18 protein-coding genes and 7 pseudogenes are annotated in these 22,944 nt (G+C 69.1%); 9 read left to right on the top strand and 16 right to left on the bottom strand.

Annotation, left to right across the window (positions count from 1 at the left end; genetic code table 11):
- Nucleotides 1–192 precede the first annotated feature (192 nt).
- Nucleotides 193–624, bottom strand: a complete 432-nt coding sequence (locus tag J8M50_RS17720) for a TetR/AcrR family transcriptional regulator (RefSeq protein ID WP_006379224.1) — start codon at nt 622–624, stop codon at nt 193–195.
- A gap of 154 nt (nt 625–778) precedes the next feature.
- Here J8M50_RS17720 and J8M50_RS17715 point away from each other — a divergent pair, with 154 nt between their 5' ends.
- Nucleotides 779–1,060, top strand: coding sequence for a metal-sensitive transcriptional regulator (locus tag J8M50_RS17715; RefSeq protein ID WP_010358257.1), 282 nt, complete (start codon nt 779–781; stop codon nt 1,058–1,060).
- Nucleotides 1,061–1,172: 112 nt separating this feature from the next.
- Here the strand turns inward: J8M50_RS17715 and J8M50_RS17710 are convergent, their stop codons facing one another.
- The 4 genes from J8M50_RS17710 to J8M50_RS17695 all read right to left on the bottom strand — a co-directional run bounded on the left by J8M50_RS17710 (nt 1,173) and on the right by J8M50_RS17695 (nt 4,390).
- Nucleotides 1,173–1,748: a rhodanese-like domain-containing protein gene (locus tag J8M50_RS17710; RefSeq protein ID WP_010358256.1), complete on the bottom strand. Its 576-nt coding sequence runs from the start codon at nt 1,746–1,748 to the stop codon at nt 1,173–1,175.
- A gap of 136 nt (nt 1,749–1,884) precedes the next feature.
- Nucleotides 1,885–2,628, bottom strand: a complete 744-nt coding sequence (locus J8M50_RS17705) for a sulfite exporter TauE/SafE family protein (protein WP_006378575.1) — start codon at nt 2,626–2,628, stop codon at nt 1,885–1,887.
- The gene (locus J8M50_RS17700) at nt 2,625–2,990 is read right to left on the bottom strand and encodes a rhodanese-like domain-containing protein (protein ID WP_010358255.1); all 366 of its coding nucleotides are present in this window, start codon (nt 2,988–2,990) and stop codon (nt 2,625–2,627) included. The genes J8M50_RS17705 and J8M50_RS17700 overlap by 4 nt, the downstream gene beginning before the upstream one ends.
- 35 nt (nt 2,991–3,025) lie before the next feature.
- Entirely contained in the window at nt 3,026–4,390 is a 1,365-nt protein-coding gene (locus J8M50_RS17695; protein ID WP_006378722.1) for an MBL fold metallo-hydrolase, read from the bottom strand.
- A gap of 196 nt (nt 4,391–4,586) precedes the next feature.
- Between J8M50_RS17695 and J8M50_RS17690 the strand changes: the two are divergent.
- Nucleotides 4,587–4,975, top strand: a pseudogene (locus J8M50_RS17690) (DUF302 domain-containing protein); the annotation flags it as partial.
- 52 nt (nt 4,976–5,027) lie between these two features.
- Here J8M50_RS17690 and J8M50_RS17685 read toward each other — a convergent pair.
- The 5 genes and pseudogenes from J8M50_RS17685 to J8M50_RS17665 all read right to left on the bottom strand — a co-directional run.
- Nucleotides 5,028–5,303: pseudogene (locus J8M50_RS17685) on the bottom strand (hydroxymethylglutaryl-CoA lyase-like TIM-barrel protein); the annotation flags it as partial.
- Nucleotides 5,300–5,752, bottom strand: a pseudogene (locus tag J8M50_RS17680) (acetaldehyde dehydrogenase (acetylating)); the annotation flags it as partial. The pseudogenes J8M50_RS17685 and J8M50_RS17680, both read right to left, overlap by 4 nt.
- 243 nt (nt 5,753–5,995) lie before the next feature.
- Nucleotides 5,996–6,634, bottom strand: a pseudogene (locus J8M50_RS17675) (LutC/YkgG family protein).
- Nucleotides 6,631–7,223, bottom strand: a pseudogene (locus J8M50_RS17670) (lactate utilization protein LutB domain-containing protein); the annotation flags it as partial. The pseudogenes J8M50_RS17670 and J8M50_RS17675, both read right to left, overlap by 4 nt.
- 180 nt (nt 7,224–7,403) lie before the next feature.
- On the bottom strand, nt 7,404–9,674 hold the full coding sequence (locus J8M50_RS17665) for an MMPL family transporter (protein ID WP_006379207.1): 2,271 nt from the start codon (nt 9,672–9,674) through the stop codon (nt 7,404–7,406).
- A gap of 242 nt (nt 9,675–9,916) precedes the next feature.
- Here J8M50_RS17665 and J8M50_RS17660 point away from each other — a divergent pair, with 242 nt between their 5' ends.
- Both J8M50_RS17660 and J8M50_RS17655 read left to right on the top strand, forming a co-directional pair.
- Nucleotides 9,917–10,645, top strand: a complete 729-nt coding sequence (locus tag J8M50_RS17660; protein WP_006378898.1) for a response regulator transcription factor — start codon at nt 9,917–9,919, stop codon at nt 10,643–10,645.
- Nucleotides 10,639–11,742 (top strand): sensor histidine kinase, encoded by a 1,104-nt coding sequence (locus J8M50_RS17655; protein WP_010358252.1) that lies wholly within the window; start codon nt 10,639–10,641, stop codon nt 11,740–11,742. The genes J8M50_RS17660 and J8M50_RS17655 overlap by 7 nt, the downstream gene beginning before the upstream one ends.
- Nucleotides 11,743–12,728: 986 nt before the next feature.
- Here J8M50_RS17655 and J8M50_RS49695 read toward each other — a convergent pair.
- The 3 genes and pseudogenes from J8M50_RS49695 to J8M50_RS17640 all read right to left on the bottom strand — a co-directional run.
- A pseudogene (locus J8M50_RS49695) lies at nt 12,729–12,971 on the bottom strand (ArsR family transcriptional regulator); the annotation flags it as partial.
- Between the two features lie 6 nt (nt 12,972–12,977).
- Entirely contained in the window at nt 12,978–13,844 is an 867-nt protein-coding gene (locus J8M50_RS17645) for a hypothetical protein (protein ID WP_010358250.1), read from the bottom strand.
- 109 nt (nt 13,845–13,953) lie between these two features.
- A complete protein-coding gene (locus tag J8M50_RS17640; RefSeq protein WP_010358249.1) occupies nt 13,954–15,537 on the bottom strand; it encodes an ATP-binding protein in 1,584 nt (527 codons plus the stop codon).
- Between the two features lie 698 nt (nt 15,538–16,235).
- On the opposite strand from J8M50_RS17640, the pseudogene J8M50_RS17635 reads away from it, so the two are divergent.
- A pseudogene (locus tag J8M50_RS17635) lies at nt 16,236–16,376 on the top strand (UDP pyrophosphate phosphatase); the annotation flags it as partial.
- 718 nt (nt 16,377–17,094) lie between these two features.
- Here the strand turns inward: J8M50_RS17635 and J8M50_RS17625 are convergent.
- Nucleotides 17,095–17,607 (bottom strand): DinB family protein, encoded by a 513-nt coding sequence (locus J8M50_RS17625; RefSeq protein WP_029184415.1) that lies wholly within the window; start codon nt 17,605–17,607, stop codon nt 17,095–17,097.
- 133 nt (nt 17,608–17,740) lie between these two features.
- Here J8M50_RS17625 and ung point away from each other — a divergent pair, with 133 nt between their 5' ends.
- The 3 genes from ung to J8M50_RS17610 all read left to right on the top strand — a co-directional run bounded on the left by ung (nt 17,741) and on the right by J8M50_RS17610 (nt 19,389).
- Nucleotides 17,741–18,427: a uracil-DNA glycosylase gene (gene ung, locus J8M50_RS17620; RefSeq protein WP_029184414.1), complete on the top strand. Its 687-nt coding sequence runs from the start codon at nt 17,741–17,743 to the stop codon at nt 18,425–18,427.
- Between the two features lie 144 nt (nt 18,428–18,571).
- The gene (locus J8M50_RS17615; RefSeq protein ID WP_010358241.1) at nt 18,572–19,057 is read left to right on the top strand and encodes a hypothetical protein; all 486 of its coding nucleotides are present in this window, start codon (nt 18,572–18,574) and stop codon (nt 19,055–19,057) included.
- A 152-nt stretch (nt 19,058–19,209) separates the two neighbouring features.
- Nucleotides 19,210–19,389, top strand: a complete 180-nt coding sequence (locus tag J8M50_RS17610) for a hypothetical protein (protein WP_075662633.1) — start codon at nt 19,210–19,212, stop codon at nt 19,387–19,389.
- Between the two features lie 92 nt (nt 19,390–19,481).
- Here the strand turns inward: J8M50_RS17610 and J8M50_RS17605 are convergent, their stop codons facing one another.
- The gene (locus J8M50_RS17605; RefSeq protein WP_010358239.1) at nt 19,482–20,219 is read right to left on the bottom strand and encodes an SDR family oxidoreductase; all 738 of its coding nucleotides are present in this window, start codon (nt 20,217–20,219) and stop codon (nt 19,482–19,484) included.
- Between the two features lie 426 nt (nt 20,220–20,645).
- Between J8M50_RS17605 and J8M50_RS17600 the strand changes: the two genes are divergently transcribed.
- Nucleotides 20,646–21,239 (top strand): hypothetical protein, encoded by a 594-nt coding sequence (locus tag J8M50_RS17600; RefSeq protein WP_010358238.1) that lies wholly within the window; start codon nt 20,646–20,648, stop codon nt 21,237–21,239.
- Nucleotides 21,240–21,361: 122 nt separating this feature from the next.
- Here the strand turns inward: J8M50_RS17600 and J8M50_RS17595 are convergent, their stop codons facing one another.
- On the bottom strand, nt 21,362–22,630 hold the full coding sequence (locus J8M50_RS17595) for a hypothetical protein (protein ID WP_010358237.1): 1,269 nt from the start codon (nt 22,628–22,630) through the stop codon (nt 21,362–21,364).
- Nucleotides 22,631–22,944 lie beyond the last annotated feature (314 nt).

The raw sequence follows: 22,944 nt of genomic DNA, 5'->3' as shown, positions 1-22,944 counted from the left end.
AGGGCGTAGGATGGCGCTTGCGCGCGCTACTAACGCGCTTTAGTTATTGTGGATGATGAGATCGAGACGGCAATGCCTCGTCGGCGCGAGGACCCGGGCGCGACTGGTTACTGCGGATCCGGCGACACGATGCGACGGTCAGGCGAGGCGCAGTCGTTGAGCCGGTCACCTCGCTGATCGCCACAAACGCCCTCACGGAAATCGTCTCCCTAAAGGCGGCCTAGAGGCGTCCCGGCCCAGGGTGTGTAGCACTGCCCGGCACAGCCTGTCCTCGGCGAACCGAAAGTGGTAGTCGGGGTTGACGGAATAGTCGACGGCGATGGCCCGTACCATCGCCGAGCACAGCAGGGGCCGGTCCAGCAAGGACCGGGTCAGGGCCACCAGCCGATCGCCGACGGTGGCGCCCGGATCGTTCCCAGGGGATTGCCAGCAGTCCTCAACAAAGCCGTCGATATGCGTCTTCCACAGCGCTGCGAACAAGTGCACCTTGGAGGGGAAGTAACGATAGAGCGTGCCGAGTGCCAGGTCGGCGGCCTTGGCGACCTCCTGCATCTGCACTCGTTCGTAGGCCACATCGGCGCCCAGCTCGGCAGCGACTTCCAGAATGCGTTCGCGCCGTGCCACCTCCGTCGATGACGGTCAGCTCGTACGGGCGGGCGTTGGCCTGATCGGCACTGAGGGCGGTGGTGGTGGAGCGACGGGGATTTTCCTTTGCCCGGGTGAGGTTACTCCTTCGGTATGATACCCAAGGGGGTATCTTACCGAAGGAGTGTGGGTTGTGGAACTGGCGATGGCGGCTGAGGAACTGAAGACGGTGGTCAACCGGCTGCGCCGGGCGCAGGGTCAGATCGCCGGTGTGATCAAGATGATCGAGGAGGGGCGGGACTGCGAGGACGTCGTCACCCAGCTCGCCGCGGCGTCCAGGGCTTTGGACAAGGCCGGTTTCGCGATCATCGCCACGGGGCTGCAGCACTGCCTGACCGATGCGGACATGGCTGCTTCCGGTGACCGGGAGCAGATGCGTACTCGGCTGGAGAAGCTGTTCCTTTCTCTGGCCTGAGCTGTGGTGCCGCGACGCCGGATCACCCGCCCGGTTCGGAGCTGTTGGCCACATGGCCTGGATACGAAAGGGGAGGGATCCGGAGCCAGGTCCCTCCCCTTTGTGGTGTGGTTCAGCGGTTGCGTAGTGCGGCCAGTGTGTTGTCGAGGTCGGCGGCGCGGGGGCGGTTGTGGGGGAGCTTGGCGAGCATGGCGGCCATGCCGCAGGTGTTGGTCAGGGCGGAGTAGACCAGACCGCCCGCGATGCCGGCGGAGATGAGCTGGAAGGCGGGGTGGACGACGAGCCCGAGCAGCAGGCCGAGCAGCACGGTCACTCCTGCGGTGAGCCTCACCTGTCGCTCCATTCCCCAGGTGGCGCGGGAGGCGCCCTGGGGGCGGTGGAGCTCGTGGCCGTCGGCCGCCCAGGCACCGGTGCCTCCTGACAGGGTGGCGGTGGTGACGCCGTTCTCTGCGAGGATCTTGCAGGCGTTCTCGGAGCGGGCGCCCGAGGCGCAGACGACCAGGACGTCGCCGCGGTCGGTGGCGTGACGGATGTCGGGCAGCGCGCGCCGGATCTGGTCGAGGGGGATGTTGAGCGCGCCGGGGAGATGACCGCCGGCGTATTCGCCCGGGGTGCGCACGTCGATGATGGTCAGTTCGTGCAGGCGGGTGCGCGCCTCGTCGGTGGCGAGGGCCGTGGGTGTGGTCATGGCAGATGTCATCCTTGTGTGTCGGAGTGTGCTGAGCTTGATCTGGCGGGAGCCGGACTGAGGGCGGTCCTGAGATGCGCGGTGGGGCTGGAGAAGCTCTCCTGGTCCTGGTCTGAGCCGGTCGCGGCCCTCGTGTTCAGACGATCACGTCAACGAGCATGAAGGCCGCCACTGCCAGCAGTACGCCGGCGAAAACTCTCTGAAGAGTGGTGCCGGAGATCTTCGTCGCGAGGCGTTTGCCGTCCCAGGCTCCGAGGATCGCGGCTCCGGTGAAGGGGCCGATGACCTCCCAGTGGAGCCCGCCACCGGTGCCGGTGCGAGCGGCGAGCGCGGCGAGGGAGTTCACCGTGATGACGAGCAGGCTGGTGCCCACCGCCCGCCGCATGGCCAGTCCCAGGACGCCCACCAGGGCGGGCACGGCGAGGAATCCCCCGCCGACCCCCAGAAAGCCCGTCACGGCGCCGAGTCCGGCACCGGCGCCAGCCGCCCTGCCGGGACGGATCCGGTCCGGCGGCCCGGACGCGGACGGACGCAACATACGCAGAGCCGCCAGCGCGGCGATGACCGCGAACGCCGCCGTCAGCACCGCTTCGGGCAGGCGCCCTGCAACAGCTCCGGCGAGAAAGGCGGGGACGATGCCCGCCGCAGCGAACAACGCCCCTGTCTTCCATGCCACGTTCCCGCCGCGGGCGTGGGCGTACAGGGCGGTGGCGGAGGTGGCGGTGACGATGATCAGGCTGGCGGTGGTGGCGGCGGCCGGGGTGAAGCCGAGCAGATAGATCAGTGCCGGTACGGCAAGGACGCTGCCACCGCCGCCGAGGGCCCCGAGCGCGAGACCGATGACGGCCCCGGCGATGAGGGCGAGAACGAGTACGGTCACGCTATCCGGCCGCTGTTCCCGCGTTCGTCGACGACCGGGTGCCCGGCGGCGGCCCACGCGTTCATACCGCCCTCGACGTCCACCACCTGCGCTCCGCGGTCGGTGAGGAGCTTCGCGGCCTGCTGGGAGCGGTGTCCACTGCGGCAGATCACCACCAGCGGACGGCCCTGCGCCTCGGCGGGCAGGATGGCGCCGGCGACCAGGTTCGTCAGCGGTACGTGGATGGCGCCCGGGGCGTGGCCCGAGTTCCATTCGGGCTTCTCGCGGACGTCCAGCAGGACGGCGTCAGGCCGGTCGCCGCTGGTACGGCTGTGTGCCTCGTCGACCGTGACACGGGGCCCGTTTCGGCGAAAGAGGAACATCACACGCTTCCTTCCTTGCGGGAGATCGGCCGAACTCAGGCGGAGGCCAGGGGCAGCCCGGCATCCGCCGCGGCGTCGAAGGCGTCGTCGACGGCGACCACCTTGCGGCCGGCGGCATCGAGGAGGGAGGCGGCGATCGCCGCGCGCATCCCGCCGGCGCAGTGCACCCACACCGTCCCGTCCGGCACCTCGCCGATACGGCCGTGCAGCTCGTGGATCGGGATGTGGACCGAGCCGTCGATGTAGCCGCCTACGCGCTCCGAGTCCCGGCGCACATCCAGGACGACCACCTCGTCGCCGCGCTCGCGCACCTGGGCAAGGTCGGCGAAGCGGGCACGCGGGAAAGAAGCGAGCCTCTCGCCCTCATGGACCCAGCCGGCCGGGTCGCCGGTGGCGGCGGCGGCCGGGCGGTCGATGCCTACCCGCGCGAGTTCCCGCTGCGCGGCGCTGATCTGCTCCGGGGTGTCGGCGAGCAGGGTGACGGGCTTGCCCCAGGGGATCAGCCAGGCCAGGTAGGTGGCGAGCTTGCCCTCGCCCTCGAAGTTGAACGAGCCGGCCACGTGCCCCTCGGCGAAGGCCATGCGGCTGCGCAGGTCCACCACCCACTCACCGGCGGCCAGCCGGGAGGAGATTTCGCCTGCATCCGCACGCCTCGGCGGGGTGAGGTCGACGGGGGCGGGGCCGGCGGCGTTGGCCGGGCCCATGTGCGCGTAGTAGGCGGGCACGTCCTCCAGCCCGGCGAGCATCCGCTGAACGAAGGTGTCCACGTCCAGGGTGAGCGCGTCGTTGCTGGTGCGTTCCTTGCCGATCGTGGTCGCGTCCCCCTCGGCCTGGGCGGAGGAGCAGAAGCTGCCGAACCCGTGGGTGGGCAGCACCGGCACCTCGTCGTCCAGCTCGGCGGTCAGGCGGTGGGCGGAGGCGTGCTGGGCCCGGGCCAGCTGCTCCGTCAGCCGAGGCTCCACCAGGTCAGGGCGGCCCACCGTACCGATCAGCAGCGATCCGCCGGTGAACGCCGCCACGCCGCGCCCGTCCTGCTCCAGGACGTAGGAGGTGTGGTGCGGGGTGTGCCCGGGCGTGGCGATCGCACGCAGGACCAGACCCGCGTCCACGTCCACGGTGTCGCCATCGGCGACCGGGGTGCGGGCGAAGGACACGTGCGCCGCGGCCGGCACCAGATAGGAGGCGCCGGTGACGCGGGCCAACTCCAGGCCACCGGTGACGTAGTCGTTGTGCACGTGGGTCTCCGCCACGTACGCGATGCGCACCCCGCGCCTGGCGGCGGCGGCGATCACCTGGTCGATGTCGCGCGGCGGATCGATAACCACCGCGGCAGCGGCCCCGCCGGCCAGGTAGCTGCGGTTGCCCAGACCCTCGAACTCAAGAGTGTCGACGAAGAACACGACTGCGGCTCCTCCACAAGAACGGTGTACCCCGGGGGGTATTCGGCACCTACCCTAACAGGGGTACCCCGGGGGGTATTCCTGTGGTCCTGGACGTCCCCCATATCTCCGGGTGCGGCATTGCGTCCGCTGCGCCGGGTACCCGGCGGGGTATCAAGGAACCGGGTTTTCCGCCTCACCGAAGGAGCAGCGCACCGTGTCCTACGACCGCACCGTCCGACTGGCCGTCACCGACTTCGACGCCGCCACCGCCGCCGTCCGCCAGGCCTTGGCCGACCAGGGGTTCGGCATCCTCACCGAGATCGACGTCCAGGCCACGCTGAAGGCCAAGCTCGGCCACGACATGGAGAACTACCTAATCCTGGGCGCCTGCAACCCGCCGCTCGCCCACCACGCCCTGGAGGCCTACCGCTCCATCGGCCTGCTCCTGCCCTGCAACGTCGTCGTCCGCCGCGACGGCGACCACACGCTCGTCCAGGCCCTCGACCCGGACACCATGGTCACCTCACCGGCCTGGACGCCCTCAAGCCCGTCGCCGACGAAGCCACCGCCCGACTCGACGCCGCGCTCAGCGCCCTGGCCGCCACCTGCCCTCTCCCCGGTTCGGCATCTGGCCGACCCCGGCACGCGGTGCGCGGATCGTGCCCACGCCTGGCAGCAGGAGAGTGGTGAGCCGGGCCCGTTTCAGTACGGAGGCCGCGGTCTCGATCCACTCCCAGTCGGTGTGCGAGCCGGGCCCGTAGTTGACCGAACTGCCCGCCAGACCGTCGCCGTGTGCGATCTCGATCGCGTCCACGCCGGCCTCGTCGAGCGCTGTCACGATGCGGGCGACATCGACAGGGCTGATGCGGTGGCGAACGGCGTGCATGCCGTCCCGGAGGGTGACGTCCTGGACGTAGATCTGCGTGGTCATCGGCTGTCCGCCTTCGCTGCGGCGATCCGCTCGGCGACTTGGAGTCCCGCCGCGGTCATGATGTCGAGGTTGCCTGCGTAGGCGGGCAGATAGTGTGCGGCGCCCTCGACCTCCAGGAACACCGACACCTGATGGGTGGGGCGCCGGGTGCCGGCTTCGAGCAGGGTGTCCAGTGGCTGGTCGCCGGGGATCTCGGTGATCTGCGTCTGCTGTTTGAGCCGATACCCCGGGACGTAGGCCGCCACGTCGGCCACCATCTTCTCGATGCTCTGCCGGATATCGGACCAGGCGGCCGGGTCGGGGGCGTCGACCAGGACGAAGACCGTGTCACGCATGATCAGCGGCGGCTCGGCGGGGTTCAGGACGATGATCGCCTTGCCGCGCTGTGCGCCGCCGACCTTCTCGATCGCTCCGGCGGTCGTCGTGGTCTCGGATCGCACGAAGGCGCGGCCTGCTCGCGACTTTGGGTGAGCGAGCCGTGGCGGAGGCACGGCTGATGTTCCCGCATCAGCCTCCAAGCGCACGAGTCCGGCTGGACGCCCTCGGACCGAGCCTGGCGGACGAACTGGCACGGATGCACAGAAGGGCTCCGTTCCGCGGCAGCACGGCTCTCAGATCGTCGTTCTCCACGGACCTCAGACGATCCTGCTTTCCTACCGCAGGAGGTGAGCAGAGCCCGATGCGAGCATTTCCTACTCGCCATTCCTGTTCACCGGGATCACTTCCAGGGTGCGCGAACCGTGCACCCCCTCGACCCGGTCCAGCCCGACGTCGCTGGTCGCTGAAGAACCGGAGATCCACGTCAACGGACTTACCGGTTCGAGGCGTTCGAGGCCCTGCGGCACCGCGGAGACGACCTGGTCCGGGACCCGTACGACGCAGATGCGCTGGTCGGGCATGAGCGTGATGCGGCGGCGGCCCTGGCCGGGGGAGCCGTCGAGGACGACGGTGCCGGACTCGGCGACGGCCACCGCGCACGCCGTCACCACACTGTCGATCCGGTCCAGCTCGTGCGGGGTGCTCGGCCCGGTCCGGGACCTGCTCGGCGTCGGCGTCCGCGAGCCAGGACTGCTCCAGCCCCGACGGCACCAGGACCGTCTGGAACCCCGCGCCGCCGGCATCCCGGCGAGCGTCGCGGGCAGGTCCGCTGCGGTGCAGTGGTGCACGATCGCCCGGTAGTCGGCGAGGTTCTCGGCCAGGAGGTCCGCCGTCTCCTCGACGCCGCGGTCCCCGTGCTCCCGCAGATACGTCCGCTCGATCGGAGCGTCCTCGCCCGAGACATCGGACAGCGCGCGCCGCACCCGGCCCAGGATCCGCTCCCTGCTGCTCACTTCGAGCCCCCCTTCTCCGAGCGGCCGCCGTCGGTCCGCGGCCACCAGTCGCGGAACGGCTCCACGGGTAGGGCCGGAAGATCCCGGGTACCGCTCCAGGCCTGCCCGGCCCCGGAAGCGAACGCGGATGCAGCCGCCGGGTGCGCGAGGTCGGCCGCTGTCCGGTGCGCAGGACACCGGGGCGGGCGAACGCCCAGCGGGCCGCCCGCATCGCCGCCCGCTCGGCCGCGTGCCCCTTGGCGGGCTTGAGCACCACCTTGTTGCCCTCGCGGACCACCAGCCCGCCCTGAACGACCCGTTCCCGCAGATGCACCAGCACCTCGGGGATGTCGATGGCGACCGGGCAGACCTTGTAGCAGGCCCCGCACAGCGAGGAGGCGTACGGCAGCGGGGCGTCGATCTCGCTTTCCGTGCCGCGCAGTTGGGGGCTGAGGATCGCACCGATCGGGCCCGGTTAGACCGAGCCGCAGGCGTGGCCGGAAGCGTGGCCGCAGGCCCACTCGTAGACCGGGCAGACGTTGAGACAGGCCGAGCAGCAGATGCAGTGCAGGGCCTGGCGGCCGACCTCGTCGGCGACGGAATCGGAGCGAAGCGGCCGACTTCGAAGAATCGGCACGCTCAACAGGAACCGGGTCCAACGCCCGCGCGGATCACCCCCTGCAGGAGACAGGCATACTCGAATCCCGAACGTTGATAGTTTTCTGATGTGGACCACTTCCAGATCGGCGTGCGGTCAACTCCTGGCGCCGCCCACACGCCGATGGGCTCCTCAGTACCGTCGTGCACCCGCGCCGCTCACCGGGGCTGCCGCCCGGTCGGCGTCGCGCGGCTGCCGTGCCGCCCGATCCCATCCCGCCGGCCCGGACGCCTGCGTCAGCCTGCTCGTCAGTCGCTCCCCCTCGATGTCCATGTCCGGCAGCGCTCGGTGCAGGAACCGGGGCAGCCACCATGCCTTACGGCCCAGGACCGCCATCACGGCGGGGACAAGCGTCATCCGGACAACGAACGCGTCCAGGAGCACGCCGACGCCGAGCGCAAAGCCCATGCCTTTGATGACCTGCATGTCGGCGAAGACGAACGACCCGAACACCGCGATCATGATCAGCGCGGCAGCGATCACGACCTTCGCGCCGTGCCCGAATCCGCGGACCATCGCCTCGACCGGCGGCAGCCCATGGGCGTACTCCTCCCGCATCCGGGAGACGAGAAAGACCTCGTAGTCCATAGCGAGGCCGAAGAGGATGCCCACCAGCAGCATCGGCAGGAAACTCAGGACCGGGCCGGTGGTCTTGATGCCGAGCAGGTCGGAGAGCCAGCCCCACTGGAACACCGCCACCAGCGCGCCCAGCGAAGCACCGAGGGACAGCAGGAACCCCAGGGCCGCCTTGAGCGGGACGGCGAGGGCGCGGAACACCACGACGAGGAGGAGGAGCGCCAGGCCCATCACCAGCAGGCAGTACACGGGCAGGGCGGAGGAGAGCTTGTTCGCCACGTCGATGTTGACGGCGGTGGTGCCGGTGACATTGATCTCGGTGCCGCTGTTCTTCTCCACGGCGCCTCGGGCGTTCCGTATCTCTGCCAGGACCCGCTTGGTCGTCTCGGTCTCCGGGCCACCGGTGGATGTGACGCTGAGCAGTGCCGCATGACCGGACTCGGCACGGACCGCGGGGGTCACGGAGGCCACCCCAGGCAGGTCCCGCACCACACCGGCCATGCGCTCGGCGGCCGGGACGACCTCCGTCCTTTCACCCTGTACCAGCACGACCAGCGTGCCGCTGTAGCCGGGGCCGAATCCGTCGTCCACGAGCTTCTGTGCCCTGCCCGCGGAGGTGTCGGGATCCTGCGTGCCGCCGAGCCCCAGTCGGAGATCCGCCGCAGGGACAGCGAGGACGCCCAGGCCCACCAGAGAGACGAGCAAGACGCTCCACCGGCGGCGGGCCACCATGGCCGCCCAACGCTGCCCTGCGGGCTGACGTGCCGAGACGGGGGCGCGCTCGACGGAACGACGCAGGACGGGGACCGTGCTGGTGGCGATGTTCCGTCCCATCAGGCCGAGTACGGCCGGCAGCAGTGTGACGGCGATCGACACGGAGACGACGACCGTCGCCGCAGCACCCAGTCCCATGACGGTAAGGAACGGGATGTTCACCACGGAGAGCGCGGCCAGTGCGATGACGACGGTCGCGCCGGCGAAGACGACCGCTCCACCGGCCGTCCCGGTCGCCAGGCCGGCCGACTCCTCTGGTTCCATGCCCGCCCTGACCTGGGTCTGGTGCCTGGAGACGATGAACAGGGCGTAGTCGATGCCCACGGCCAGGCCCAGCATCACGGCGAGGATCACCGAGGTGCTGTCCATCGTGACGACGCTGGTCAGACTCAGCAGGCCGAGCACACCCACGGCAACCCCGACGAGCGCGGTCGCGACGGGAATGACCGCGGCACGCAGGGAGCGGAAGACGAAGACCAGAATGCCCAGGGCGATGAGCACGCCCACGGCTTCCCCGGGGCCCATCACCTTGACCTCGACCTTGGAGAAGGCGTCTCCGCCGATCTCCCCGGTCAGCCCCTCGCGACGTGCCTCGGCCACGAGTCGCTCGACGCCGTTGGTGGTCGCCTCGGAAAGGGTGCCGGTCTTGTCGGTGGTGAAGGTCAGTGCGGCGATGCCCGTCCGGCCGTCGGCCGAGACCGTCCCCGACGACGCGGAGGGTGCGGTGACCGACCTGACGCCCAGAACATCCGCCGCCTCATCGACCGTTCGCCGTACGATGCGGGCCACGTCGCCGGTCGTGAGGGTCTCACCGCGTGGGGCCCGAAAGACGATCCTTCCGGTGAGGTGGGACTGGTCGCTGGGGAACTCTGCCTGCACGACGTCGAGCGTGCGCTGGGCCTCGGTACCCGGGATGGTCGTCGAGGTGGTGAACGGCTTCATCAGGCCGAGGGCCGCCAGGACCGCGACGAGCAGCAGTACGGACCAAGCGCCGATGACGGACCATTTCCGCCGGTAGGCGAAACGGCCCAGGCGGTACAGCAGGGTGGACACGCGAAGACTCCCGATGGCCGGGGAATGGGAAATGAGCAGTGCCCCGACCGGTGGAGGACGCCAGTCGCCGAGGCCTGCCTTATCCACCGTAGGAACGCCTCCGGGCCACACTCCGCGAAACGGCCCTTCGGGACCGCTGTTCACACACAACTCCCATGGAACGCGCCACGCGGGTCGGAGACGATCAATTGAGCACCGAAGGCGGGCAGGGTCCCGCGGCACTGAGGAAAGGGTTGACGCGCATGCCCGACGAGAACGCCGCAGCCGTGGCGGAGTCCGAGCCACCGCTCGGGCGATTGCTCGTCGTCGACGACGAGCCGGCGATCCTGGACACCGTCGGCCGTTTCCTGCGGTTCATCGGCTACGAGGTCCGGACGGCCGCCACGGTGAAGGAAGCCCTTGCCGAGGCCCGCGACCACCTTCCCGAGCTCATCCTGCTGGACATCATGCTCCCGGACGGCGACGGCATCGAGGTCATGCGGCGGTTGCGCGCCGACGGCCTCCCGCACGCGGTTGTCTTCCTCACCGCACGTGACACACGTAAGGACCTGGTCAAGGCACTCGCAGCGGGTGGTGACGACTACGTCACCAAACCGTTCGGTCTCGACGAGGTGGCCGCCCGGATCGGTGCTGTGCTGCGCCGCACCCGCAGACCCGAGCACGAGAGCTCCGTCCTGCGGGTCGCCGACCTCGAACTCGACCCGGCCACCCACTCCGTACGCCGCGGCGGCACTGCGATCGGTCTCTCCCCGACCGAGTTCCGGCTGCTGCGCTACCTGATGCTGCACAGCGGTCGGATCGTGCCCCGGGCCCAACTCCTCGAACACGTCTGGTCGTACGACTTCAACGGCGACGACACCGTGGTCGCCACGTATATCAGCTACCTGCGCCGCAAACTCGACGCGCTCGGTCCACCCTTGATCCACACCCAGCGGGGCATCGGCTACGCCATCCGGGAGCCGGGATGCTGAAGCGGTTGCGCCGGTCGCCGCTTCGCGCGCGCCTGAGCATGGTCGTCACGGTGCTGTGCGCCGGCGCCATGGCAGCCACGGCACTCAGCTGGATTCTCAGCGGCGATCCGGCCGTGATCGTGCTCGTGGAACTGGCAGGGCTGACCGGTGTGGCCCTGGTGAGCACTACTGTCGTACGGCGGGAACTGCGCCCGCTGGAGCGGGCTGCGGACACGGCCGACACCATCGCCGCCGGCGACTTCGCCCAGCGGTTGACCGTAGCCGCCTCAGCACCCACCACGGAGGTCGGACGCCTCGCGGACGCCTTGAACGGGATGCTCGACCAGATCCAGGCCGCGCTCACCGCCCGCGAGCAGTCCGAGGAGCGGATGCGTCAGTTCGTGGCGGACGCCTCGCACGAACTGCGCACGCCGCTCCAATCCCTGCGCGGCTACGCCGAGTTGTACCAGAGCGGGGCGCTGCCGGACCGGGCCGCGGTGAACGAGGCGGTGGAGCGGATGCTCTCCGAGATCCATCGCATGACACGGCTGGTCGAGTCGCTCCTCGGGCTTGCCCGGTTCGACGAGCAGGACGAGGCAAGTCTTGAGCCGGTTGACCTGAGCGGGCTCGTACGCGACTGCTGCCGCGACGCCAGGGCAGTGGAGCCGTCACGGCCGACCGGGGCGTACATCGAGCCCGACGTGACAGTCAGCGGGGACGAGGCCCAGTTGCGGAGCCTGCTCAGCAATCTGCTCGGCAACGTCCGTATGCACACGGCACCGGATGTTCCCTGTCGGGTCACTCTGAGCACGTCGGGCGACGAGGTGATGCTACGGGTGGAGGACTTCGGCCCGGGTATCCCCCATGAGTCGCTCACCCACGTCTTCGACCGGTTCTATCGCGCCGACAAGGGCCGCAGCCGTGTCGACGGAGGCAGCGGGCTGGGACTGGCTATCGTGGCGGCGATCACGGACCTGCACCACGGCAGGATCCGTCTGGACAGCGTCCCCGGCCGTGGCACGCGGGTGGACGTCCTTCTGCCCGCGTCCCGCACCGGGTCGGTATCGGTCGATCGGGACACACTGCCGCGCTCGTCGGCAGATCGCGCTGAATGCTGACTTCGGCGGCCTGTCCCGGGGGCCCGCTCGTGACGAGCGGGCAGACCCGTCTGTCGGACACGGCCGTCCAAGGCCGCGAACTTCTTCTCCAGGTCAGCGAGGAAGCTGTCGCCACCGGGCAGCATCCCGGCGATGGCCCGGACCGTAGTGCCTGTGGAGCCCCTGAGCCGCCCTCGATGAAGGCGGCGGCCTCCGGGACGTATGCGGTCATCAGTTCCTTGAAGGCACGGGCCGCCTCTTCGCGGTCCAGCAGGTCGTCCATGCTCATGTCCACCGACAGGGGCGTTCGTTCGGCGGGGTCGGCGTCGAACGGAACCGTCCAGGTGTGGCGGCCCGAGCCCACCTCGACGCCGTCGCTGTCGCCGGGCAGGACAACCTCGGCGGTGGTGTTGGGCGGGGCGAGGGCCGTGACCGTCAGTTTGTGGTTCCCCTCGTACGGTGGAGACCCTGACAGCAGGGGAAGCTCACCACACGACGAGTTTCGCCAGGAACCAGTGGTTCTTGGCGGGAGCGATCAACGAGACGCTCTCGCAGTGATCACTTCCAGGGCCTGCCGCAGGGCGCCCCACCGGTGATCGAGTTCAGCCCGAGCTGGTCGACAAGAAGACACCTCGTACATGTACTTGTGAACCTGTCCGGCGCCTGGATGTCCACTACAGACCGATGCCGGACCACCTTCAACGCCCGGAATGACCGCATCTGCCGCATGTCGGTGGGACGGGAACGACAATACGCGAACCCGAATTCGACCCGGATTCGACCCCAAGTGTTTGTTTATCAATTAAACATAGCCTCTGACGCGTAAATACGGACCGGCGTGGGCAAAACCGCAGGTAGCTGACCTCGCCTCCTGCGTTGCCTCCCCGCGGCGCGGTGTTGATCAAGGGCTACGGGGCGTTCGCCCTGCCCATTTACCCGCCCCACGGCGGGCGGTGAAGCCGCCCTGGGTCGCTGACCTGTGGAAATACGGGGCGGCAGACGAGTCAGGCTGTACGCCGGGTACTGGCCGGGGCGTCCAGCGCCACCAGCAGCCGGGCTCGGGCCCGGCCGACCAGAGCGGTCAGCGCGTCCGGTTGAGGGACGGTCTCCTGTTCGCCCCGCAGGGCGGCGGTGCCGCGGGCAGGGTAGATCAAGGTCCTGGGCCAGGGGTCTTCCAGGTGGGCGGCGATATTCCCGACGAAGACCGAAGGGATCAGCAGGAGACCGTCGCCGGCGAGGCGGACAGTTCCGCCCTCTCACACCGGTGCGGTGGCCGGGAAGTGCGTGGCGCGGAACTCGGCGAGGGTCTGCTCCACACCGGCGATGGTCAGACGCCAGAAGTCCCAGCCGTCGATCTTGTTGCTGCCGGTCGCGGCCCTGGCGGCGGTGGTCGGGGTGCGCCAGGGGCGGCCCAGGACGTTGATCTGGCCCTCGTGGTTCAGGACCGCCTGGTGCGCCTTCTTCTCGCGTCGGCCGGTGAGGGTGATGCCGGCCTTCAGGTCGTCCGGGTCCAGATGTTCCAGCAGGTCGTGCAGGTCGACTCGGGAGCGTGTCGGGTCGATGGTGGGTGTGATGCCGGGCGTCGTTGCGGCCGGTGTGGGCGCGGCGGCGGGCCCGTCGCAGGCGCGCTGCAGGGCCAGGGCCATGGCGGCTGCTGAGCTGTATGGCGCCTTGGGCCCCACCTTGTCGTCGATCAGCTGCTGGATGGCGGGATCGTCCCCGTAGCGGGCGAGTACGGTGACCGCCCGCATGAGGCGGCTGCGGAGCGGGACGAGGTGGGAGTCGTTGAGCGCGAGGATCCGTATGGTTTCGTCGGCGCGGCACAGGCCGCGTTTCGCTTCGGCCTGCGAGTAGGGGGTGCTGCTGCGCCGGGCGTAGCCGGCGCTGTCGAAGCCGAGCAGGTCGGGGTCGCTGTGGTGGGCTGGGAGCAGCGGCTGTTCGCGGTCCAGGTCATCGGCTGATGCGCGGGCGCGGGTACCGCCTATGACCGGGAACTGGCTGCCCTTGGCGCGGCCTTCCCGGACACCGTTGTAGCGGGCTCCGCCGCTGTTGCAGTGTCTGCAGGCGATGCCGTAGTTCGACACGTCGCAGGCCAGCCACCAGTGACCCGGGTGGCCGGGCACGTCGCGTACTGGGCACCGAAGATCTCGGCTCCCGCACCGAACCCGTGCTGCTCCGGGAACACGGCCACGGGAGGAAGATCCGGGGGCGCTCCTGGCTGACTCCCGGCCGTCAGGCGCGCAGCAGGGTGACGGTGCGCCCGGAGGGCGTGGTCTGCTGCGAGAAGGCGGTGCGCTCGTGGACCGTGGCTGCTTGCGGGCGGGTGTCGAAGACGACGAGGGTGCCCGTGGACAGCTCCATGCGGTCCAGGTAGTCGTCCAACTGTGCCAGCCCCTCGGCGAGTGGGTCGGTGCGGCCCTGGCGCCACACCTTCAGCTCCAGCGCCTCGCGCTGCACCGCCCGCGAACGGTCGGCAGCGGTGTAGGGCTGGCGGATCAGCAGGTCCACGCGCCGCCGGCCGATCCCGTACTCCCGGTCGATGAAACCCGCCCCGTTCACGATCCGGTGCAGGTAGGCCATCATCACCAGCTGTGCCGCGGCCTCCGGGTAGGTCGAGGCGGTGGCCAGGATCTCGCCGTTCTCCCGCCAGAACTCGGCGAAGGAGCGCAGCAGCTTGTCCATGTCGATCCGGCCGTCCGGCAGCCGGAAGCTGCTCGGGGCGGCGACGACCTGGCCCTCCGTGTTGTTTCCCAGGACCCGGACAATGACCTCCTGGTAGATCGGATTGGCCACCCGCACCGGCGCGTCCGGAGCGACCAGCCCCAGGTCGCGCACGTACGCCAGATCGTCGTCGTACGTGTCCGTCGGCAGGAGCAGCTCGCCCGCGATCACCGGCTGGATCACCCGCCGCACCCGGTCCTCGCCCAACCTGGCGGCCAGCGAGTCCAGATGCGTCGCACGCGCCAGGATCAGCCGCTCCTTCGCCTCCTCCATGTGCTCGGCCGTGATCGGCGTGTCCGACGGCACCCCCATCTCCTCGACGACCTCCCGGGCCAGCGCGTTGACCAGCCACGGCTGTCCCTGGGTAAAGCTGAAGGCACGCTCCAGCGCATCCACCGTGAAATCCTGGCCCGTCTGCGTGGTGTGCTGCCCGTACAGCTCGGCGACCTCGGCCGCGGTGAAGTCGCCCAACCGCAGCGACGCCACCTTGATGTTGAACGGACTCGACGTACCAAGGCGCCCCGGATCCCCGCCCGAGGCCGCCTTGTAGTCACGCACATCCCGCAGCCCGCACAGCACCACCGCATGCGGGAAGCCGCCACGGCTGACGGTGAAGCCATCGCGCAACTGGCGCAGCACACTGCGCAGGCTCTGCCCCCGCAGCGCGTCGATCTCGTCGAAGAACAGCACCAGCGGACGCGGACAGCTCCGCACCCACTCAGCCAGCCCCCGCGTGAGCCGGGACCCGGGCACCGCGTCGGGCCAGGATGCGGGGGGCGCGAGCTCATCAGGAAGCCCAGCGGACTCCGCGGACCGCCGAATCGCCTCCAGCACCAGCAGCTCGGCCTGGCCGTAGTCCTCCCCGGCCACCTCCCCGCTCTCGCACGAGAAGTGCAGCGCCGCGTACCGGCCCGATGCCGTCAGTTCCCGGGCCATCGCCGCCAGCACCGTCGTCTTCCCGGTCTGCCGTGGCGCGTGCACCACGAAGTACTGGCCCTGCTCGATGTACCCGCGGGCCCTGGGCAGCCGCTCTGGGGCCGGCACCATGTAGTGACGCGTGGGGACGCACGGCCCGGCCGTGTTGAAGTAGCGCATACCTCGCACGCTAGCCGACGGCACCGACAACCTGAGACGACCGTGCACCCGACCACCGGCTACACCGCCCCCTACGGGCACGAGTGCCACAGCAGCGGCGCCCCGGTGCAGGGATCACCCGGCGGCCCGACGCAGAAACGCGGCCAGCACCCGCTGGGGTGCGGTGACCGCTGGAACGCCTCCGGCGACCGCCAGGGCATGCAGGTCACCGCGGCACAGCTCTTCGCTTGCCGATCAGCCCATCGGGGCACATTGTCGTCCTCATCGTCCCAGTCGGCCTCATGCATCCTGCCCTTGCCGAAGATCTCATCCGGGCTGGTGAGCGACCGAGGCGCGCACTGCGGCCAGTGCCTCGTCGGACAGTTTGGCCGCGGGCCAGGGGCCGGTTCCCCGCGACCACGAACGCCGGGAAGCAGCTGTGCCTGCTTCGTCACGGCGGCAAGGAGTGGCTGGACGAAGATCGACACAGTCGCATCGCCGTGGAGACCCGCACGGGCCGCGAGGCCGCCGACGTGGATGGTCTCTTCTCGCCCGTTGCTCTGGCCATGGAGCAGAAGATTGCAGGTTCGCTGCACACCAGGTGGCTGCGCTTCGTGGCCAGCGAAAGCGAGCACTGGAAGGTGCCATCTCCCAGTGCTCTCACATTCGATCTTGAAAAGTGGTGGAAACCCGCAGGTCAAGTCCACTCCGTCAAAGTCGTCATAGGTTTGTCTATGAAGTTCATCAGCACGAAGTCGTTCATGCCGTTCGTGTACTACCGGGTGGCGCTGGGGATCGTGATCATCGCACTGGTGACGGCGGGAGAGCTGAGCCCGCACGCGGCGGAATCGGCGGGCTGAGCGGGTTCTTCACCTGAGAGCCGACGGGGACCCAACGCTTTTAGGGGCGCGGGGAACTGCGCGACCAGCCACGACGGCGCCGCAGCCGCCACACAACCCCACACCCCCCTTCGGCTGGCGCTACCTCCCGTACGCCTCATCACAAATCCGGGCCTCGGGACTACCTTCCCGCCACCCCCCGTACTGCCGCCCCAACGCACACACATCCGCCCGCCGCCGAACCTCCGACTCCACATCAGGAATCTCAATCCGGGGCCCAGCAGGCTCATGCGGCACGGCGGACCGCCGAGGATGAACCTTCTCCCGACCCCCCACCTCCTCCCGCCCCCGCGCCGCAGGCACCGGCACCGGCTCCACCCCCTTACGCCGAGCCGGAGCCTCCGTCCGAGCCGGCGCCACCATGTCCAACGCCTCCCGAGCCGGCGCCTGAATCACCCGAACCCTCCCCTTCCCGTCGGGACGGGGCAACGGCGGCACAGCGGGCGCAGGCACAGGCACGGCGGAAGCCCCCGGCGCGGTCGGATGATGCTGGACGGTCACGCATCCGGTGAGAGCGGACGCGGCGACAGTCACCAGCAGGGTCGCGGTAGTCGTCGTACGGTGCACCCGCGCAACTCTGTCGGCTCCGGCGCCCGAAGGGGCCACGGACGAGCGGAGGTTGCCCCGCAAGGGTGATCTCCTGCCCCGTACGGACGGTTCACGTCAGCCGGAACTGACGTCACTCCCCGGTGGCCCCGTCGATCAGCTCGCGCAGCAGATCCGCGTGCCCGTTGTGCCGCGCGTACTCCTCGATCATGTGCGTGTAGATCCACCGCAGGTTGAACGGCTCCCCGCTGGACCGGCCCTTGCCCAGGGACAGTTCGTCGAGCCCGTACCGCGCGGCGTTCTCGCGAGCGACCGCGATCTCCGCCTGCCAGGTCCCGTACGCCTCGGCCCAGGTGTCCGCCTCGGTGAGGTGGAACTCCCCGTCGGGGTCGGCGTCGGTGAAGTAGATCCCCGGGATGTCCTCCCCCACGAGCACCTCCCGGAACCACCCCCGCTCGACCTCCGCCATGTGCCGCACCAGTCCCATCAACGACAATTCCGACGGCGGCACGGCGGCGGTCCTCAACTGCTCATCGCTGAGCCCCTCGCACTTCAAGGCCAGAGTCTGCCGGTGATACTCCAGCCACCCCTCCAACATCTCTCGCTCGGACGCGTCCTGCGCGGGCTCGGTTCGCTCAATGCTCATGCCGGGCATGATCCCCCACCTCACCCCACCTGACCACGCCTTTTCGCTCGCCGAACATCCCCCGGGACCAATTGTCAGTGGGCGGCGGTAAGTTCTGGAAGTGGAAGACATCGCACGACCGAAGGACGATGACGTGACCGACACCGCCATGCTGCCCGAGTCCTGGCGCGGGGTCCTGGGGGACGAGCTGGAGCAGCCCTGGTTCAAGGAGCTGGCCGAGTTCGTGGAGGAGGAGCGGGCGAAGGGTCCCGTCTACCCGCCCCGCGAGGAGGTCTTCGCGGCGCTGGAGGCCACGCCGTACGACCAGGTCAAGGTGCTGATCCTCGGTCAGGACCCGTACCACGGCGAGGGGCAGGGGCACGGGCTCTGCTTCTCCGTCCGGCCCGGTGTGCGGATTCCGCCGTCCCTGCGCAACATCTACAAGGAGATGAACTCCGAGCTGGGGGCGCCGATTCCGGACAACGGGTATCTGATGCCGTGGGCCCAGCAGGGCGTGCTGCTGCTCAACGCCGTGCTGACCGTTCGCGCCGGTGAGGCCAACTCCCACAAGAACAAGGGGTGGGAGAAGTTCACGGACGCGGTGATCCGCGCGGTGGCCTCTCGGCCCGACCCCGCCGTGTTCGTGCTGTGGGGGGCCTACGCGCAGAAGAAGGCCCGGCTCATCGACGAGGAGCGGCACGTCGTGGTGCAGGGGGTGCATCCCTCGCCGTTGTCCGCCAAGGGGGGGTTCTTCGGGTCCCAGCCGTTCACGCAGATCAACGAGGCTGTGGCCGCGCAGGGGCATGCGGCCATCGACTGGACGATTCCCAACCTGAAGTGAGGCCGTGAGTGCTTCGGCCGGTCGGCGTTGTGTGGGGGGGGTACGCGTCGGCCGGTCGCGCCGGGTGCGGTGTCGCCGACCGGGATCTTCGGTCCGTGCGGTTAGCGTCGTGGGTGGCATGGACGACCTGGCACGGAGGACGCGGTGGCGGAGCAGCGGGAGCAGGAGGTCGCGGACGCGTTGATGACGCGGATCGGGCAGGTCGTGATGCTGCATCACGGGGGTGACCGGGAAGAGGCGCGGGACCGGTTGCTGGAGATGTGGGTGGAGATGGGCGAGGAGGGGGAGCCGGCGCATCGGTGCACGCTCGCGCACTACCTCGCGGACACGCAGGACGACCCCTCCGACGAGCTGGCCTGGGACCTCCGGGCGCTGACCGCCGCCGACGAGACGCCGTCCGCCGTCCGCTCGCTCTACCCCTCCCTGCACCTCAACCTCGCCGCCGACTACGAGAAGCTGGGGCGTCCCGACGCGGCACGCACCCATCTGCGGGCGGCCCGGGTGGCGGCCCGGGGGCTGGGCGAGGACGGGTACAGCTCGGGGGTGCGGGAGGCCATCGAAAGGCTTGCGGGGAGGCTGGGGGAGGGCGAGGGGGAGGTGTGGGGGTTCTGGGGGCCGGTCGGGCGGTGAGGTTCGCGGGTGAGCGGTGTGCCGCGTGCGGCGTCGGGCGTCAACCCTCCTGAGCCGTACGGGCGTTGATCCACAAGGCCGTGACCAACCCCATACGGTTCGGGTAGCCGGGCGGTAGCGGACTGTCAGCGCTTGCCCCTAGGCTTGTCCGCATGTCCCCCGATCCTGGTGCCCCTGGTTCCGTGCGGTCCGCTGCAGAATTGAACGAGCGGATCAGGTCGTTGTGGCTGCGCGCGGGCGGGTCGCTGTCGGCGCACGAGCGCGCGGAGTACGAGTTGCTGGTCGTGGAGTGGGCCGAGGCGATACGCGGCGAGGTGGTCGAGGCGGCGTAGCGCTCCGCGGGGAGAGCGGTGAGGGCGTTCGTCGTGTCGGCGTGAGTGTGCGCGCACGATCTACGCCAGTTGCCGCCAAGGCGTTGCCCCCCTCATCTCCCGCCCGCCACCCGCAGCACCGCCCCCGTCGTGTACGCCGCCTCCCCCGACAGCAGCCACGCCACCGCCCCCGCGATCTCCTCGGCCCGCCCCGGTCGCCCCAGCGGGATCGCCGACGCCGCCCGGTGTGCCCGATCCGGGTCCCCCATTGCCGCGTGCATCTCCGTGTCGATCATCCCCGGCGCGACCGCGTTGACGCGGATACCGTCGGCCCCAAGTTCCTTGGACAGCCCGACGGTCAGCGCGTCGACGGCCGCTTTGCTCGCGGCGTAGTGCACATAGTCCCCGGGGCTCCCGAGTGTCGCCGCGGCGGACGAGATGTTGACGATCGACCCAGCGCCCCGAGGGGCCATCAGCTGCGCCGCCCGGCGTGAACACAGCAGTACGCCCAGGAAGTTGACGTCCACGACGCGCCGCAGATCCACGGGGTCGGCGTCCGCGAGGCGACCCAGCGGGCCGGTGACCCCCGCGTTGTTCACGAGGCCGGTCACCGCGCCGAGTTGCCCCTCGGCGACCTCGAACAGCCGCTCCACGTCCGCCTCGACGGAGGTGTCGACCCGTACGACGACGGCGCGCGCACCGGCGTCCCGTACCGCGCCGGCGACCTCCTGCGCCGCGCCGGCGTCCCGGACGTACCCGATCGCCACGTCGTGCCCGTCGGCAGCCAGCCGACGACAGACCGCCGCGCCGATGCCACGGCTCCCACCGGTGACGACAGTGACAGGGGACATGCGGGCCTCCGGGGTGTGCGACAGCGGACCTCACCATAGATCCACGGCGTGGGACCCGGCATACCGGTTGTCCGTCCGGCAACGGCGAGACGGGCGGGGCCAGTTCCCCATGCAGTTCCGGCACATGATGCGAGAGGCAGGGTTCACAGCTCTTCCGCTCGCCCCCTGGAGCCGCCCTGAGCTTCAAAACCCACGCCTCTTCCAAGCGGACGATCTACCGTGTTGCTCACTGTCTTGAGCCGGGGCTATGGGCTCGCGTCACAGAATCAAACGGGTGGAGAAACAGTGGTTCGCCAGGCACGTTCCGGCATCGTGATTGCCATGCTCATGACTTCATTGGTGCTTGGCGGATGCGGAACCGGGCAGGACTCCCGGGCAGGTGCAGCATCGGAGCCGACCGGGACGTCCGGTGTAGAGGACAAGCCGTTGAGCAAGGCGGACCTGGAGCGGGCGACGATCACCGGCGCAGATCTCGTCGGCTACGAAGTGGAGCGGGAAATCGCTGCCACCTTTGCGTCCCGCAAGACGGCGGACCCTGCCGAATGCGCGCCTGCCATGCAGGCGGTGGGCGGCAGCAGTGGGTTCGCGGCCACCGCGCGCATCGCCCGGCTCATTTCTCCCAAGGAGCGCGGATCCAGTGCGCACATGACCCTCTCGTCGCACAGCCCAGGAGATGCCAGGCAGGTGATCGACGCGTTGCGGACAGCCGCCGAGCGGTGCAAGACCTTCAAGGACATTCTGGTGGACTTCGACTACGACGCGGTCCAACTCCAACCCGACCCTGGCTACGGCGATGAATCCGTGTCCCTCCGGCTCACACAACTGGCGTCGTACGGCGAGGGCGACGAGCCGGTCCGGGTTCCCTATGCGGTGGTGGCTGTTCGACAAGGGGCCACGGTTGCCATGTTCACCACCTCCAACCGTCCCGGCGGGCCGAACGGCAAGGCGCCTGCCGGCGTACCGAAAGCGATCATCAAGGCACAGCTGGACAAGCTCAGCAAGCCGACGGCTGCCAAGTAACGACGTACGACTGACCGCACAGGTCCTGCCCCCCTCACACATCAGGACCATGCCACCAACGGCATGGATGAGAGCTGTGAATGCGGCTTGATGATCCATATCAAGCCGCATTCACAGACCTTTCACGCCTGGAGGCGATCGGGGTCCGACAGCAGAAGATCCTTATGCTGCAACGCAAGTTGGAGTATCCCTGCGGCAGGGGACGACATACGGTTCGAAGGGAGATCGTCAACACTGGCCGAGTCGAGCGGCAGGCCAGTGATGGTCCCGTTTGAACGTGGTCCGCCCACCACGATGCCTTCTTCGTTCCGCTCGACCGTCTCGGCGAAGATCGTGTCGAACACGTCCGCTTCGAATACCGCCACGGTCAGAACGCATACAGCAAGATTCAATGGCTCCAACGCCATGCCCAGACACCACACACGCAACGAGCCCTCCGCTACGGCAGCGTTGAGCGAGCTGTATGGGGGCTGGCTGTAGTCCACTTCAGCGCCCGAGTCCCCTTTGGCCTCTGGCGCTCCGAGCAACTCCTCGTTGTATTCGCGCATGACGGTGCGCCATAGATCCAGGTCCTGACGGTGCGCAAGAGGCGAGAACGATGCAGGCTGAACCATGCCGGCGGGGATCGGGCCGTAGGTTCCCTCTCCCGTAGCGACGTGCCCGGGTTCTCTGTAGAGGAGAAAGAACGTGCCCTGTCCGTCAGGCGTACGTCGCAGAGTCAGTGTGGCGACGGCAGGGAGCACAATGCGTTTCTCCAGCGAAAGCGGATCGTCAGCCAGGAGCCTACGCATCGGCACCGCTCGCCAGGGAGGCCTCTCTTCGGGTGCCCGTCGCGTGGCCACGACCAGTTCGTGAGCCACAGCCTCGTTTTGGTCGATGAGATCGAAGTACCGGCCAGTGCCGAAGACCAGACGAGGCCCTCCCGGGTGAGACCAGTCGGCCCGCGCAAGGCGAAAGGACGGGCGATCCTCGAAGAGATTAGGACGCGCCAGGGCGCCCATGGCGGAGGAATAGCGCTCGTATCGGTTCGCTTTCGACTCCTTTGGCAAGCAGCGTCGCGCCGCCTGCAACAACGGCAGGTTGACGGGTGGCAACGTGTCTTGCCATTCCAGCATCACCGCTGACAAGGGGACAGGGGTAGGCGGGCGCATGTCCGCCTCCCACAACAAGGACGTTCCACCGATGCGCTCCAGCGAAGGGCGGGCGAGAACATGCATGTCAGCAGCCAGTTCGCACAGCTGGACAAACCGTTGACGCAGGTCTGTCCGTTCCTTGACGAACTTGGCCCGAGACTCTCCGACGACAGCCTGGTCCAGGGCACGCCACGCGTAGTACGACCCGCCGGCGGCTATCAGCGCGCCCACCAGACCCAGCCACAATTCCGCGTCCACACACGCCCCCTCGCCAACGACACGTCAGGACAGAGCCCTACCCTGCTGGCCAACCGGACAGTCCAGGAGCCGCGTTGCCCAGACCATGCTGAGCGACAGCGCCGATCCGAGGAGACTGTCCGGTGAGGGCGGCCCTACTGGACTGGCTAGGATCACTCGCCTAAGACGCCGACGACGAGTGCCTTGCCGTCGCCGAGCGTCATGCCAACGCTGATGACCTCGACGAATATCCAGAAGTGCGTGTTTTCGACCGTGTCGTTTCAGCTTCCTCCTTGCCACCAGTACCAACCGCTACCACCGCAACCGCTGTCTGG

Source organism: Streptomyces acidiscabies (assembly GCF_020010905.1).
Lineage (GTDB): Bacteria > Actinomycetota > Actinomycetes > Streptomycetales > Streptomycetaceae > Streptomyces > Streptomyces acidiscabies.
The sequence above is the reverse complement of the archived record's forward strand: the minus strand, read 5'-3'. Positions and strand labels throughout refer to the sequence as shown.